Origin of the sequence: Streptomyces manipurensis, from assembly GCF_049570255.1 — a bacterium.
GTDB lineage: Bacteria > Actinomycetota > Actinomycetes > Streptomycetales > Streptomycetaceae > Streptomyces > Streptomyces manipurensis.
The window spans coordinates 1,702,629-1,717,864 of record NZ_CP186950.1; the positions used below are offsets into that span (position 1 = coordinate 1,702,629).

At 73.5% G+C, this 15,236-nt stretch carries 10 protein-coding genes; 7 read left to right on the forward strand and 3 right to left on the reverse strand.

Annotated features, from left to right (window positions below; genetic code table 11):
* Nucleotides 1-60 precede the first annotated feature (60 nt).
* The 7 genes from ACPU2J_RS07840 to ACPU2J_RS07870 all read left to right on the forward strand — a co-directional run bounded on the left by ACPU2J_RS07840 (nucleotide 61) and on the right by ACPU2J_RS07870 (nucleotide 11,190).
* A complete protein-coding gene (locus ACPU2J_RS07840; protein ID WP_361604560.1) occupies nucleotides 61-963 on the forward strand; it encodes an alpha/beta fold hydrolase in 903 nt (300 codons plus the stop codon).
* Nucleotides 964-1,486: 523 nt separating this feature from the next.
* Nucleotides 1,487-1,651 (forward strand): hypothetical protein, encoded by a 165-nt coding sequence (locus tag ACPU2J_RS07845; RefSeq protein ID WP_420081251.1) that lies wholly within the window; start codon nucleotides 1,487-1,489, stop codon nucleotides 1,649-1,651.
* Nucleotides 1,652-1,680: 29 nt separating this feature from the next.
* Nucleotides 1,681-3,948 carry a radical SAM/SPASM protein FxsBH, inactivated beta-hydroxylase extension form gene (gene fxsBH, locus ACPU2J_RS07850; protein WP_420081250.1) on the forward strand — a complete coding sequence of 756 codons (2,268 nt, stop codon included), beginning with the start codon at nucleotides 1,681-1,683 and terminating at the stop codon, nucleotides 3,946-3,948.
* A 107-nt stretch (nucleotides 3,949-4,055) separates the two neighbouring features.
* The gene (locus ACPU2J_RS07855; RefSeq protein ID WP_361604551.1) at nucleotides 4,056-4,793 is read left to right on the forward strand and encodes an AAC(3) family N-acetyltransferase; all 738 of its coding nucleotides are present in this window, start codon (nucleotides 4,056-4,058) and stop codon (nucleotides 4,791-4,793) included.
* 56 nt (nucleotides 4,794-4,849) lie between these two features.
* Nucleotides 4,850-6,232: a TIR-like protein FxsC gene (locus ACPU2J_RS07860; protein ID WP_420081249.1), complete on the forward strand. Its 1,383-nt coding sequence runs from the start codon at nucleotides 4,850-4,852 to the stop codon at nucleotides 6,230-6,232.
* Complete coding sequence (fxsT, locus tag ACPU2J_RS07865; RefSeq protein WP_423833005.1) at nucleotides 6,216-10,217, forward strand: FxSxx-COOH system tetratricopeptide repeat protein; 4,002 nt, start codon at nucleotides 6,216-6,218, stop codon at nucleotides 10,215-10,217. Before ACPU2J_RS07860 ends, fxsT begins: the two co-directional genes overlap by 17 nt.
* Nucleotides 10,218-10,293: 76 nt before the next feature.
* Nucleotides 10,294-11,190 carry a DUF4231 domain-containing protein gene (locus tag ACPU2J_RS07870; RefSeq protein WP_389079025.1) on the forward strand — a complete coding sequence of 299 codons (897 nt, stop codon included), beginning with the start codon at nucleotides 10,294-10,296 and terminating at the stop codon, nucleotides 11,188-11,190.
* 43 nt (nucleotides 11,191-11,233) lie between these two features.
* Here the strand turns inward: ACPU2J_RS07870 and ACPU2J_RS07875 are convergent, their stop codons facing one another.
* The 3 genes from ACPU2J_RS07875 to ACPU2J_RS07885 all read right to left on the reverse strand — a co-directional run bounded on the left by ACPU2J_RS07875 (nucleotide 11,234) and on the right by ACPU2J_RS07885 (nucleotide 15,096).
* On the reverse strand, nucleotides 11,234-11,713 hold the full coding sequence (locus ACPU2J_RS07875) for a hypothetical protein (protein ID WP_361604539.1): 480 nt from the start codon (nucleotides 11,711-11,713) through the stop codon (nucleotides 11,234-11,236).
* A 118-nt stretch (nucleotides 11,714-11,831) separates the two neighbouring features.
* The gene (locus ACPU2J_RS07880) at nucleotides 11,832-12,716 is read right to left on the reverse strand and encodes a S1 family peptidase (protein ID WP_365081284.1); all 885 of its coding nucleotides are present in this window, start codon (nucleotides 12,714-12,716) and stop codon (nucleotides 11,832-11,834) included.
* 1,000 nt (nucleotides 12,717-13,716) lie between these two features.
* Nucleotides 13,717-15,096, reverse strand: coding sequence for a DUF5685 family protein (locus tag ACPU2J_RS07885; protein ID WP_423833006.1), 1,380 nt, complete (start codon nucleotides 15,094-15,096; stop codon nucleotides 13,717-13,719).
* Nucleotides 15,097-15,236: the final 140 nt, after the last annotated feature.

Consider the following 15,236-nt stretch of genomic DNA (forward strand, 5'->3'; position numbering starts at 1 on the left):
CCTCCCCCAGCGAGCACAATCGCCGTGACGACCCGCACCGACACGTGAGGGAGGGAGCGCGTGCGCCATCAGGTGCGCACAGCCGACGGGCGCGCTCTGACCGTGGAGCGCTGGGGGGACCCGGACGGCAAGCCCGTCTTCCTCCTGCACGGCATGCCCGGCAGCCGCCTGGGCCCGGCCCCCCGGGGCATGGTCCTCTACCAGCGCCGCATGCAGCTCATCGCCTACGACAGACCCGGCTACGGCGGCTCCGACCGCCACCCGGGCCGCACCGTCGCCGACGTGGCCGAGGACGTGGCGGCCGTCGCCGATGCCCTGGGACTGGACCGGTTCGCGGTGGCCGGCCGCTCCGGCGGCGCCGCCGGGGCCCTGGCCTGCGCCGCCCTGCTCCCGGACCGGGTCACCCGCACCGCGGCGATGGTCGGACTGGCCCCCCGCGACGCCGAGGACCTGGACTGGTTCGCCGGAATGGCCGCCTCGAACGTCCAGGAGTACACCACCGCCACCACCGACCCGGAGGAGCTGGCGGCGCGCCTGATCCCGCGGGCGGACGGCATCCGCAGGAACCCGGGCCGTCTCCTGGACGAGCTGCGCCAGGAGCTCACCGACAACGACCGCATGATCGTCTCCGACGCCGGGCTGCGGTCGATGCTGCTGCGCAACTACCGCGAGGGGCTGCGGCATTCGGCGTACGGGTGGATCGACGACGTGCTCGCGTTCAGCCGCCCCTGGGGCTTCGACCCGGCCGACATCCGCTGCCCGGTGCTGATCTGGCACGGGGAGCTCGACGTCTTCTCCCCCGTGGGCCATTCCCGCTGGCTGGCGCGGCGCATCCCGGGGGCGACCGCCACCATCGAACCGGCCGCCGCGCACTTCGCGGCCCTGCGCGCGCTGCCGGACGTGCTGACCTGGCTCCTGCGCGATCTCCCCGCCCCCGACCTCACCGAACAGCAGCCCGCGTAGGGCCCGTCCGCGACGTCCCGCCCCTCACCGGCGGGACCCCGCCCGCCCCTCCGCCCCCCATCTCCCCTGAGGCACAGACCCGTTGGCGAGCCACCGGCCGGGCCTCCCGCACCCGCCCCGGGCACGCGCACCCCGACACCGGCCCCCGGAGCGGCACTTGAGCACGACGACGAGGAGGAGGAGGCCCCCGGTGTGCGAGCCGGCGCGCACGCCTCCCGCGCCGGAGGTCGCGGCGGCGCGATCCGGCAGGTCAGCGGCTCGCGGCCGGGGCGGGTGCAGCGGGTTCGCGACCGGGCGGAAATGCTTTCCGCGGGACGGCCCCGGTGAAAAGGATCTTGCCGTCCGGCAAACGGCCGAATCCCGCTCCCGGGCCCGTCCCCCGGGCCGCCTTTAGAACGGTTGACCAGGCGTCATGTCTTCAGTTGCCAATGGGGTGCGGCCGAGTAAAGTCCTCGATTGACGGCAGCGCGTCGCTGTTGTCATTCACATGCCCATTCCACATGGCTTCCCCGAGGACGGTGTCGTGAACACTTCCGCAACCCCCCCGACCAGCACGGTCAAGGCCCGCCGGATCCCGCTCGCCAAGATCGACGTCGAGACCGCCTCCGCGGCCGCGACGCTCGGTCGGATGATGCCGTCCGCATCGCGCCGCCCCATTCAGGCACCTATCTTCAACTCCGCGCTCTGACGCCGTATCAGGAGCCCTAGACTGGCGGAATGACCGGCCTGATCGCATTTCGCGAGATCGTCCTGAAAGTTCACAGCAGATGCGATCTTGCTTGTGATCACTGCTACGTCTACGAACACGCTGATCAGAGCTGGCGGGCCCGGCCGAAAGTGATCTCCCCCGAGGTTATTTCACGTACCGCGTCGCGACTCGCCGAACATGCCCGTGACCATGCACTCCCCTCCGTCACGGTGATTCTCCATGGAGGGGAACCCCTGTTGGCGGGCACGGCACGGCTCCGGCTCGTGTGCGAGGAGTTCCACCGGGCGCTGTCCGGGATCGCGGACCTCGACCTGCGGATCCACACCAACGGGCTCCAGCTGGGCACCCGCTTCCTCGACCTCTTCGCCGAGTTCGGCGTCCGCGTCGGCGTCTCCCTCGACGGGGACCGCGCCGCCAACGACCGCCACCGCCGCTTCGCCGACGGCCGCACCAGCCACCCCCTCGTCCTGGCCGCCGTCGCCCGGCTGCGCTCCGCGCCCTACCGCCACCTCTACCAGGGCCTGCTCTGCACCGTGGACGTGGCCAACGACCCCGTCGCCGTCCTTGACGCGCTGGTCGAACTGGAGCCTCCGCGGGTGGACTTCCTCCTCCCGCACGCCACCTGGGAGACTCCCCCGGTCCGCCCCGACGGGGCCCCCGACGCCTACGCGCGCTGGCTGCTGCGGGTCTTCGACCACTGGGAGCGGCTGGGCCGCCCGGTGCCCGTCCGGCTCTTCGAGTCCCTCCTGTCCACCCTGCGCGGCGGCCCCAGCCTCACGGAGTCGCTGGGCCTGGCCCCGACGGACCTCGTCGTCGTCGAGACCGACGGGACGCTGGAGCAGGTCGACTCGCTCAAGAGCGCCTTCGAGGGGGCCGCGGCCACCGGCTTCAACGTCTTCGACCACGCCTTCGACGAGGTCGCGGCCCACCCCGGGGTGCGGGCCCGCCAGCTCGGCCTGGACGGTGTCAGCGACTCGTGCCGCCGCTGCCCCGTCGTACGTTCGTGCGGCGGCGGTCTCTACACCCACCGCTACCGGGACACGGGCGCGGGCGGCACCGCGGACTTCGACCACCCCTCGGTGTACTGCACCGACCTGCGCGAGCTGGTGGACGGCGTCGAGGGCCGCACCGCGCCGCGCGAGACCGCCCCGGAGCTGTCCGACGCCGCCGCACTCGCCCGTTCCCAGGAGGAGCTGACCCGGATCCTGCTGGCCCGGCTGCACACCGACCTGGCCGGCGACCGGGCCTGGGCCCGCGCGTGGGACCTGGTGGCAGCGGTGGAGGAGGCCGGGGACGCGGGCGCGGACGCGCTGGACGCCGTACTGGACCACCCGTTCACCCGGACCTGGGTGCTGGCCGCCCTGGACGCCGCGCGGGAGGGCCGCCAGGACGGCCCCGCGGCGGCGCGCAGGCTGACCGCGCTGGCCGCCGCCGCGGTGCTGCGCGGCGGACTGGACCTGCCGGCCGAGGTGGCCTACCGGGACGGCGAGGTGTACCTGCCGACGCTGGGGCTGCTGAGGCTCGGGGAGCCCGGGACGCAGGGCGTGGCCTCGCTGCGGGTGTCCGGCGACGGGTACGCGGTACGGGACGGCCGCGCCGAGCACCGCTTCGGCCCCGCGGCCGGGGACGCGCGCTGGCAGCCCGTACGGACCTGGTCGCCCGGGCCGGACGCGGCCCCGGTGGCGCTGGAGGACCTGGACCCGTACCGCAACTGCTTCGCCCGGCCGCCCAGGCTGCGGCTCGGGGCCGGGGAGGCGCAGGAGTGGCGGGGCACGCTCGACCGGGCGTGGGCGCTGCTGCACCGGGCCGTGCCCGGGTTCGCCCGGGAGGCGGCGGAGGGGCTGACCACGCTGACGCCGCTGGCGGGCGGGCCGCTGGCGGTCGGCTGGGGCGAGGCAGGGCGGCACGGGCCGGGGGCGCTCGGCGTGCCGTACGCGGCGGGGGTGCGGGAGACGGCGCTCGCGCTGCTGACGGGGCGGCGGCGGGCCAGGCTGCGGGCGCTGACCGAGGTGGCCGACCTGTACGCGCTGGACGGCGAGTGGAGCCATGCGTCGCCGTGGCGGGAGCGGCCGGTGCCGGTGTCCCGGCTGCTGGCCGACGTGCACGAGCGGGTGGCCGTGGAGGCGTACGAGCGGGCGACGGCCCGGCCCGCGCCGGGCGGCTCGGACCGTCTCCACGAGGCCCTGGACCGGTTGTCGGACGCGGCCGAGCTGACGGTCACGGGCAAGCGTCTGGTGGCGGAGCTGCGTTACGAACTGAAGGCGGTGGACGCGTGAGCGCCCCCTCCCCCGCGCCGGGTCCGGCGGGTCCGGGCCGGGGCCGGCGGGCCTCCGGTGCCCTCCAGCTGCCGGTGCAGCTGCGGCTGCTCGGGGTGCGGCCGGGCATGCGGCTGCTGGTGCACGCCTCGCTGGGCGGGACGGGGCTGCGCGCGGAGCAGCTGCGGGACGCCCTGACGGGTGTCCTGGGTCCGCAGGGCACGCTGGTGGTGCCGGCGTTCACCCCGGAGAACTCCCGGACCTCGGCCGCGCACCTGGAGCGGATCGAGGGGATGGACGAGGCGGAGGTCCGGGCCTTCCTGGACCGGATGCCGGCCTTCGACCCGGCGAGCACCCCGAGTCAGGGGATGGGGTCGCTGGCGGAGGCCGTCCGGACCGCTCCGGGCGCCGCGCGCAGTGCGCACCCGCAGACCTCGTTCGCCGCGCTCGGCGCGGATGCGCGGCGGCTGTGCGCGGGTCATCGCCTCACCTGTCATCTGGGTGAGGAGTCTCCCCTGGGAAAGCTGTGCTGGGAGGGTGGCCAGGTACTCATGATCAATGTGGGGTTTTCCGTCTGTACCGCTTTCCATCTCGCGGAGTATCGAATTCCGAAGCCCCCCTTGCGCATGTACGAGTGTGTGGTGAAGGTGAATCTTCCGGGGGGCCGCTCGGGGTCCCGCCGGGAGGGGGAGTGGACCGCGTACGAGGACGTCGCGCTGGACGACGGGGATTTCGCGGAGATCGGCAGGGCGTTCCCGGATTCCCGGGTGCGCCGGGGGCGGATCGGAGGGGCGTCGACCATGCTGTTCTCCCTCCCCGATGCCGTCGACCACGCCCTTGACTGGATGACCGAAAACCGATGCTGATTGACTGAACCATGAGGGGATGTGGCGAAGCAGCTCCGGAATGATGTTTCTTCGCTTTGCATCTTCGGGACGGGGGGCGTGTGCCCGCATCAGTGCAGCCGTATTTCTTTCTCAGCTACGCGCATACACCGAGATTCGGGGCCGGGGGGCCCGACCCCGACATGTGGGTCGAGCGCCTCTACCGCGATCTCTGCAGTCATGTCATGGCACTGACGGATCTGCCCGCCGGGGCCGAAGCGGGTTTCATGGACCGGGAGATACGCAGCGGCGAGGGCTGGTCGGAACGGCTCGGAGCGGCGCTCGCCACCTGCCGGGTGTTCGTCCCCCTGTTCTCGCCCCGGTACTTCGCCAGTGAGATGTGCGGGAAGGAGTGGTTCGCCTTCGCCCAGCGCGCCATCCACCAGGGGGCGGTCAGCAACCAGCCGGCCGAGGCCATCGTGCCCGCCCTGTGGGTACCGGTCCCACCCTCCCAACTCCCTCGCCCGGCTGAGCGGTTGCAGTTCAACCACAACACCTTCGGCGAGCGCTACGTCACCGACGGGCTGTACGGCCTGATCAAACTGCGCGGGTACGCCGAGCAGTACGAGCGAGCGGTGTACGAGCTCGCCAAGCGCATCGTCAGGGTCGCCGAGACCGTCCGCCTCACCCCGGTCCGCCCCGTGGACTACCGCGTGGTGCCGAGCGCCTTCGGTCCCGCGGGCGGTCATGCCGGCGGGGTGTCGCGCAGCCTGCACGTGACGGTGGCCGCCGCCTCCCGCCACGACCTGCCCGACGGGCGCAGCCCCGAGTACTACGGGGACAGCGCCCTGGAGTGGAACCCGTACCACCCGGTGTCCCGGCGGCCCGTCGCCTACGTCGCCGAGGAGCTGGTCAAGAACCTCAACTACCAGACGAGCATCGGCTCCTTCGACGACGAGGCCGGGCACTTCGACAGCAAGCAGCCGCCGACCCGCCCGGAGATCCTGATCGTGGACCGGTGGGCGGTGGAGGATCCCGACCGCCGCCAGCGCCTGGCCGCCTTCGACCAGGAGTCCCGCCCGTGGATCAACGTGGTCGTGCCGTGGAACCGGTACGACCACCAGAGCCGGGCGAAGGAGAACGAGCTGGCGCAGCGGCTGGAGGAGACCCTGCCCGTCAAGATGGGCCAGGGCCGGGCGGCGTGCCGGGCCGCCGCCAACGGTGTCGCCAACATGGAGACCCTGGGACAGATCCTGCCGCAGGTCGTCGAGGCCGCGGCCCAGCAGTACCTCAGACACGCCCAGGTCTACCTGCCGGCCGGCACCCAGTCCGAGCGCCCTCGGCTGCTCGGGCCGATGGGGATGGGCGGGCCTCCCGTACCGCCTCCGGCCCCTTTCCCGCCCGACACGTTCGGCGGCCACAACGACGGCAACGACAGCAACGACACCGACCGGGGGGACGCGGATGACAGCGAGTCGTGACAGCATCGACAGCCGTGACGGACGCATCGTCACCTTCTACTCGTACAAGGGCGGTACGGGCCGCACCATGGCGCTCGCCAACACCGCCTGGATCCTCGCGGCGAACGGCAAGCGGGTGCTCGCCGTGGACTGGGACCTGGAGGCGCCCGGCCTGCACCGCTTCTTCCACCCCTTCCTGGACCCGTCCACGCTGGGGGCCACCACCGGGGTCATCGACCTCATCAGCGAGTACGCCTGGGCCGCCACCAGTCCGGTGCAGCGGGCCGACGACTGGCACAAGGACTACGCGCGGATCCAGCCGCACGCCGTCTCCCTCACCCCGGAGACGCTGGGCTGGGAGTTCCCGGACGGCGGCACGCTGGACTTCGTCTCCGCCGGCCGGCAGAACCGCGAGTACTCCGCGACCGTCTCGACCTTCGACTGGGACAACTTCTACAACCGGCTCGGCGGCGGCCTGTTCTTCGACGCCCTGCGCGCCGACATGAAGCGGAACTACGACTACGTCCTGATCGACAGCCGCACCGGCCTGTCCGACATCGCGGACATCTGCACGGTGCACCTCCCGGACGTCCTCGTGGACTGCTTCACCCTCTCCGACCAGTCGATCGACGGGGCCGCCTCCGTGGCCCGGCAGATCGACGAGCGCTTCAACGACCGCGGCATCAAGATCTACCCGGTCCCGATGCGCATCGACGAGGGCGAGAAGGAGAAGGCGGACGCGGGGCGGGCGCTGGCCCGGCTGAAGTTCGACCGGTTCCCCGGCGGTCTGGTCGGGGACGAGCTGACCTCCTACTGGGGCGCGGTGGAGATCCCCTACCGGCCGTACTACGCGTACGAGGAGACGCTGGCCACCTTCGGCGACGAGGCGGGGCTGACCAACTCCCTGCTGTCGGCCTTCGAACGGCTCACGTCCGTGGTGACGGGGGGCGAGATCACCTCCATGCCGGCCATAGGCGAGGAGGTCCGGCTGCGCATCCGGGACGCGTTCACCCGGCGCCGGCCGGCCCTGCCCGCCGACCTCTTCCTCTCCTACGTCGCGGAGAACCGGATGTGGGCGGACTGGATAGAGTCCGTGCTGACCCGCGCGGGCTTCCGGGTCGTCCCCAAGGACGTCTCGGCGGAACGGCCCGCGGACACCGGCCCGGGCTCCGGCTCGGGCGGCGACACCCTGGGCGGGGCGGGCATCAGCGTGGACACCGCCGCCCGGACGGTGGTGCTGCTCTCCAGCGCGTACCTCAAGTCCACGCGGGCCGTGGACGTGTGGGAACGCGCCGCCGCGGAGGATCCGACGGGGGGCCGGCGCCACCTGGTGCCGCTGAGGGTGGGCGACGTCCGCCTGTCCACCCCGTACATCGACCGCAACCCGGTGGACCTGTTCCGGCTCGACGAGGTGCACGCCACCGCCGCGCTGCTGCGTGCGGTCGAGCGGCCGATGGCCCTGCCCGACAGCGTGGCCAGCGCCTCCCAGCCCGGCCCCCGCTTCCCGGGGACGGTCCCGAAGATCTGGAACGCGCCGCCGCGGAACCCGGGGTTCACGGGGCGCAGCATCGTCCTGGAGCGGATGCGCGACCAGCTCGGCGGCGGGATGGCCGTGGTGCTGCCGCAGCCGCAGACCCTGTTCGGGCTGGGCGGTGTCGGCAAGACGCAGGTGGCCCTGGAGTACGTGCACCGGTTCATGGCCGACTACGACCTGGTGTGGTGGATCTCCTCGGAGCAGACCGACGACGTGGTGGCGGCCCTCGCGGAGCTGGCCGTGCGGCTGGGCGTGCAGACCGGCGAGGACATGGCGGCCGCCTCCCAGGAGGCGATCGACCTGCTGCGGCGCGGGGTGCCCTCCTCGCGCTGGCTGCTGGTCTTCGACAACGCCGACGACCCCGAGACCCTCAAGCGGTTCTTCCCTCCGGGCGGCCCGGGGCACGTGCTGGTGACCTCCCGCAACCAGTCGTGGTCGCAGTACGGCGACGCCCTGCCGGTGGACGTGTTCCTGCGCGAGGAGTCCATCGAGCACCTCCAGCGCCGGGCCCCGGGGCTCAGCAAGGACGACGCCGAGCAGGTCGCGGTGGCGGTGGGCGACCTGCCGCTGGCCGTGGAGCAGGCGGGTGCCTGGATCGCGGAGACGGCGACGCCGGTGTCGGCGTACATCGAGCAGCTGGCGCAGCAGGCGGCACGGGTGCTGGCGCTGAACCAGCCGCCCGGCTACCCGGAGCCGGTGGCGGCGACCTGGAACATCTCCATCGAGCGGCTGCAGTCCCGCTCCCCCGCCGCGGTGCGGCTGCTGCAGCTCTGCGCGTTCCTGGCGCCGGAGCCGATCTCCGCGAACCTGCTCTACAGCAAGGAGATGATCGACGCGCTCAAGCCCTACGACTCCTCGCTGCAGGAGAAGCTGGTGCTGGGGCGGGTGATCCGGGAGATCGGCCGGTTCGCGCTGGCCAAGGTCGACCAGGTCAGCAACAGCATCCAGGTGCACCGGCTGGTCCAGGCGGTGATCCGGGCCCAGCTGAGCGAGGAGGAGCAGCGGGAGGCCCGGCATGCGGTCCACCGGATCCTGGCGGGGGCCCGGCCGGACGACGACGAGCCGATCGACAATCCGGAGACGTGGCCGCGGTTCAACACCATCTGGTCGCACCTGGCCCCGTCCGAGGCGCGGTACTGCAAGGAGCCGGAGACCCGCCGGCTGCTGATCGACCGGGTGCGCTACCTGTGGAAGCGCGGCGACTTCAAGGCCGCCTACCAGCTCGGCGAGGAGCTGCGCGACTCGTGGAAGGAGATGCTGGGCAACAACGACCTCCAGTACCTCTACCTGCGCTTCCACCTGTCGAACATCCTGCGCTCGCAGGGCCGGTTCGTGGAGGCGAAGGAGCTGGACGAGGTCACGCTGGAGCGCCAGAAGGCGGTGCTGGGGCACTCGCATCCGCACACGTACATGACCATGAGCGGTCTGGCCAACACCCTGGGCGCGCTGGGCGACTACGGGCAGGCGATGGAGCTGGCGACGGAGGCGCACGAGGGCTTCAGCCAGATCTTCCACGAGGCGCACCCGCGCACGCTGGCGGCCGCGAACAACCTGGCGCTGAACCTGCGGCTGGTGGGGCAGTACACCAGAGCCCGCGAGATCGACCAGGAGGTGCACGACCTGCGTACGGAGGTGCTGGGGCCGGAGCACCCGTACACGCTGTCGTCGGCCCAGAACCTGGCGCGCGACCTGCGCGAGGTGGGCCGGTACGAGGACTCGGTGCAGTTGCTGAGCCGGACGTACGAGATCTACAAGCGGACCCTGGGGCGGGCCTTCCCCGGCACCCTGTCGGCCGCGAAGAACCTGGCGGTGTCGCTGCGCAGGGCGGGCCAGCTGGAGGACGCGCTGCGGCTGACCACGGCGACCAGGGCCCGCTACCGGGCCAAGTACACCTCGGTCAACCCGGACCTGCTCTCCTGCGAGCTGAACCTGGCCTCGGACCTGTTCGCGACCGGCGATCCGGGTGGGGCGCGGGACCTGGCGCAGGAGGTCGTGGACGAGTACATGAAGGTGCCGGGCGAGCGGCACCCGTACACCCTGGCGGCCGTGAACAACCTGGCGGTCTTCCACTGGGGCACGGGCGCGGCGGAGGCGGCCGGGACGATGCTGCGGCAGACGATCCGGCTGATGCGGGACGTCCTGGGCGACAACCACCCGCACACGGTCTTCGCCCATCTCAACCTGGCGAACGCGCTGGCCGACCTGGGCGATCCCGAGGGTGCCCTGGAGCTGGAGCGGCTCTCGGTGATGCGGCTGCGCGAGGCGCTCGGGGCGCACCATCCCGAGACCCTGGCGAGCAGCTCGAACATGGCGGTCAGCCTGGACTCGATGGGGCGCAAGGAGGAGGCCGCCCGGCTGCGTGCGGAGGCGGTGTCCGAGCTGACCCGGCTGCTCGGCGAGGACCACAGTCTGACCCGCTACGCCCGTGACGAGCGGCGGATCCACCGGGACCTGGAACCGCTCGCCGTGTGATCCGACGGGGGACGGCGGGGGTCTTCGGCCCCCGCCGCCCGCCACCCGACCTCAGGGGGGCGCTGTGACCGACAGCTTGACCTTTCGAAACGAGGACCTGCCGGCCCTCTTCCACCACACGGACCAGGCGGCGATCTCCCGGCAGCGGGAGTCCACGCAGGCCACGCGGGCGCAGTTGCTGCTGCTGGTCGCGGCGGCGGGGGCGGCGGCGCTGCCCCCGGGGCCGAAGCTGGGGCCGCTGCACTTCTTCGGACTGCTGAGCGCGCTCGCGTACGCGGGGGTGCTGGGCGTGGGGGTGCGGGCGACGCGGCGGCGGGCCCGCCCGCAGTGGCAGCTCAACCGCAGTGCCGCCGAGTTCATCAAGTCCCTGGCCTGGCGGTACGCGGTTCACGGGGCGCCGTTCGGGAGCGAGGTCCGCGCTCCCGAGGAGGTGTACCGGACGCGGCTGGAGGCGGGTCTGGCGGAGCTGCGGAAGATGGGCTGGGAGGATCCGCGGGCGTCCGGGGCGGTGCCGGAGGGCGCGGAGATCACCGGTGCGATGCGGCGGCTGCGCGAGAGCGACTACCAGGCGCGGCGGGAGACGTACGTCCGGGACCGGCTGATCGAGCAGCGCAACTGGTACCGGCGGCGGACGGAGGTGTCGCGGCGGGCGACGCACGTGTGGTCGTGGACGATCGTGCTGCTGACCTGTCTGGCCCTGCTGTTCTCGTTGCTGGGGGCGCTGGACTCCGGTCCGGGTGCGGGTACGACCGGGGTGCTGAGTGCGGCGGCGGCGGCCGGCATCGCCTGGAACGAGGTGCGCCGGCACCATCCGCTGATCGAGGCGCACAGTCTGATCGAGCAGGACCTGGCGGCGATGATGGTGGTGATGCAGACGACGATCACCGAGTCGCAGTGGCCGTCGTCGGTGTACGAGACCGAGCGGTACGTCTCTCCGCAGCACACGGACTGGCTGGCCCGGCACAGCAGTTGAGGCGGCCGCACGGGAGTGCGGGGGCCGTGGGTGGGGGCGTGGCTCAGTCGCGGGTCACGCCCTCGCGCCACAGGACGGTGACGGGCTTGCCGATGGCCCGGGCGTAGGCGACGATCTCGGCGGTGCCGCCGTGTCCGCGGGCGGGCTGCCCGTCCCAGACGGCGACGAGCCGGTCGCAGGAGTCGGCGATGTAGGTGCCGGCGGCGTAGTAGGCCTCGTCCGTGGAGCGGGGGAAGTCCATGCGGACCTCCTGGGCGGCCCGCGTCCGCAGCCGCCGGTAGCGGGCCAGGGCCTCGGCGCTCTCGAAGCCGTCCTCGTAGTCCCCGCTGGGGATCACCACGGTGAGGTCGGCTCCGCATTCGAGGGCGACGGAGGCGAAGAGCTGGTCCGCGCCCTCGGCGAGGCTGGAGAGGGCCTCCAGCGGTCCGTCGTGCCCGCCGAGCACGGCCCGCAGGCCGCTCTCCACGGGGCCGAGCACCGAGTCCGGGAGGGACCGGTGCCCGGTCACGCCGATGCGTTTCATGCAGGTACCTGCTTCCCCCGGGGACACGGCCGCCCTGGACATCCTCCCAGAAGGGCGGAGGACGTCCAGGGTGCCGACGGGGGCGTACGGGTGTCGGTTCGGCGCCGGCTCCCGGGGGTCAGTAGACGCTGACCCCGTAGGCGTTGAGGGCCTCGACCACGGGCTGGAAGAAGGTCGTGCCGCCCGAGGAGCAGTTGCCGCTGCCCCCGGAGGTCAGGCCGACGGCGCGGGTGCCCGAGTAGAGCGGGCCGCCGCTGTCGCCGGGTTCGGCGCACACGTTGGTGCGGATCATGCCGTAGACGACGTCGCCGCCGCCGTAGTTGACGGTGGCGTTGAGGCCGGTGACCCGGCCGCTGTGGGTGCCGGTGGTGGAGCCGCGCCGGGTCACGGACATGTTGACCGTGGCGTTGACGGCGCTGGTGATGTCCTGGCTGCCGACGGTGCCGGGCGGCACGGGCGTGTTGCTGGCGTACTTGACGAGCCCGTAGTCGTTGTTCGGGAAGCTGGAGCCGACGGTGGAGCCGAGGACGGTGGTGCGGGCGGAGTTGGTCCACCAGGTGCCCGCTCCGTCGGTGCAGTGACCGGCCGTCAGGGCGTAGTAGGTGTTTCCGCTGCGTACGTTGAAGCCGAGGGAACAGCGCCAGCTCGACGCGTAGATCGCGTCGCCGCCGGAGGCGAGCCGGGTCAGCTTGCCGGGGATGCGTTCGATGCGCAGGGCTCCGGCGTCGGCTCCGGCCTCGCGCTTGATCCTCGCGATGCCGGCGGCGGAGACGGTGGAGTCGGCGGAGACCACGAGGGTTCCGGTGGCGGGGTCGGTGTGCCAGGCGGTGCCCGCGACGTCGGCGCGCAGGACGGATGCGCCGGCCGCGGCGAGCCGGTCGGCGCCGAATCCGCCGTCCTGGGAGTCCGCGCTCGCCGCCGTCGGTGCGGCGAGCGCTGCGGCGGCGGCCAGGCCGGTGGCCACCGCGAGCAGCCTGTTACGGGTGGTGCGCTTGATCCTCACTTCTCGTCCTCCTGGAGAGGTTCGGGGGCCCGGCGGTCGTGGGGGTGCGCGGACCCGTGAGGCGCAGCCGGGGGCACGGCGGGCCGAACGGGGATTGGCCGTGTCCCTGACAAGCGCTGTCGGGAGTGTCCTGTGGTCGGATACCGGTCGCAAGAGCGGCTTTCGGCCTCTCCCGGCCCACCGTCACCGCGCGGGGCGACGGGTTCCCGGAAGGCCGGAGGGGCCGGAGCGAGGGGTGCGGGAAGGCGCGGTCCGGTGGCGCGGCGAAGCCCGGTCGGGATCCGCGGTGCTCGCGCCCCGCGCGTCGGATATGCCGTTCCCGGGGTGCCGCGGAGGGCGCCGCCGATGTCCTGCGGCGGTCGCGCGAAAGGCCGCCCGGGGGGCGCGTGCCGCGCTCCCGCGCGGGCCGGCCGCCGCGGCCGCGCGGGACTGCGGGCTCCCACCGGATCGCGCCACTGCCTGGCCGGTCCGGTCGGGGCGGGGCGCGGCGGGAGGCTCCGGGCGGGCCGGTGCCGGACGTCCCGTCAGGAGTCGGGCTCCCGCGGCGTACGGACGGGGGCGGGCCGGCGTCCGTACGCTCCCGGGCGCCGCGTCGGCGGGCCGGGCACGCCGCTCGCGGCGCGGGCGGGGCGCGGTCCGCGACGCCGTCGCGGCCGGCCGGGACCGGTCCGCCCGGGGCGCGCCGTGCCGGTGTGCGGGCGGGTCGCAGACAACCCTCCGGGCGGCTCCCCCGGCGGCGGCGCGCCGGGGCCCCGGAACGGCCGGAATTCGACCTTCCGGGTATCCGGCGGCACGTGCGGCACCGTCGGCCCGGAGCGGCGCGCACGACGGGAGCGGCGCGCACGGGCCGGACGCCGCCGGGGCCCCGTGCACGCGCCGTGTCCGCCTGGCGGCCGGGTGCGGATCGTCTGCGTCGTCGCTCATCCCGCTCAGCCCTTCCACGCGGGCCGGGGCGGGAATCCCCGCATACGCCGTCCGGGCGGCCGGAGCTGACGCGACCTCAGTCGCAGCAGCAGTTGCAGTCGCAGCAGCCCCCGCCACCACCGCCGCCACCGCCCCCGCCGGATCCGCCCCCGGAGCCGCCGGAGCCCCCGGTCGGGGAGGAGTTCGGCCGGCAGCAGTTGCAGCACTCACAGGCGTCGCACCACGGGTCCCGCTTCTTGCGCGACCAGGGGCCCTCGTGCTCGGTGCAGCAGATCTGGCAGGTGCAGAAGAGCCCGATGGCGACCGCGCAGCCGGCCAGCAGCCCGCGGCGGGGGCGCTGCTGGTGCGGACCGCCGCCGCCGAAACCACCGCCACCACCACCGAAGCCGCCGCCACCGAAGCCGCCGCCCGGCCCCCCGGGCGGCGGTCCGGCCGGACCGCCGGGAGCCTGGGGGGCGTTCGGGCCGTGGGGGCCGCCCGCGTAGGGGTTCCCGCCGTGGGGCGCGCCGCCGTAGGGGGTGCCGGGGGTCTGGCCGTACGGGTTCTGCCCGTACGGGTTCGGGCCCTGTCCGGTGGATGCGGTGACGGTGTGGCCGCAGCTGCCGGTGCCGAAGGCTCGGTCGACGGAGGTGCGCAGCTCGTGCACGAGCAGCCGGTGGGCGAGTCCGGCGTCCGTGAACTCGACCTCGTCCAGCGCCAGCCTGATGCCGTGCAGGGCGTCGTCGCAGAGCCTGCGGGCCTCGGTGAGCGGGGTCCCGGTGGCGGTCAGCGGGTTCCAGGCCCCGGCGACCGCGTCGGCGCCCTGGTCCTCCACCGCGTCCAGCAGGTGCGCGAGGCGGCCGAAGTACCGGCCCGCCTCGGCGAGGGCCGCGGCGTTGCCTGGCCGGCCCGCGAGCTGCGCGGTATGGGCGAAGGCGGCGGCCGTCGCCGTCTCGGTCGGCTCGGTGACGACGAGCACGGGCGTGCCGCGGCCGGCCAGCGTCTCGATGCCCGCCTGCCGGTCCACCGCGTCCACGAGCACGGCGGTGTCGAAGCCGAGGGAGGCGCCGGTGCGGGCGCCGGCCCGGTCCCAGCCCCGGGCCACCCGGCGCGCGGCGGCGGCGATCGGGGCGCGGGCCAACAGGCCGTCCCGGTCGGCCACGTGGTCGCGCACCTTGGCGGAGGCCAGCACCAGCGAGACGGCGGCCGCGAGCCGGGCGCCCTCGCCCTTGGCGACCGCAGCCGTGCGCATGCCGCGCAGGGGACAGGGTCCGGCGGTGCGCCGGGACCCGGGCACGGGACCCGACTGAGCCTCCGTCAGAACGGAGACCAGCAAACCGTCGTAGTTCGTGACGATCCTGGCGAACTGCCCGTGGTCCCCGCGAAGTGCCAGGCAGAGCCCGCACAGATGGGCCATCCACTCCGTCTTGAACCGCTCTCCCAGCCGGTGCGTGCAAGGTCTGACTATGCCGAACAAACCGCTTCCCCCGTGAGTCGTGCGCGTGCTTGCCGGGCATCGTATCGACCCGCGCGCTTCACCCGTACGTCCCCGCCGCCCACCCGTACGGCGGTGGCAGTCGTATTTTCACTCAGTCAGCAGCGGTAGCGACCGGGATC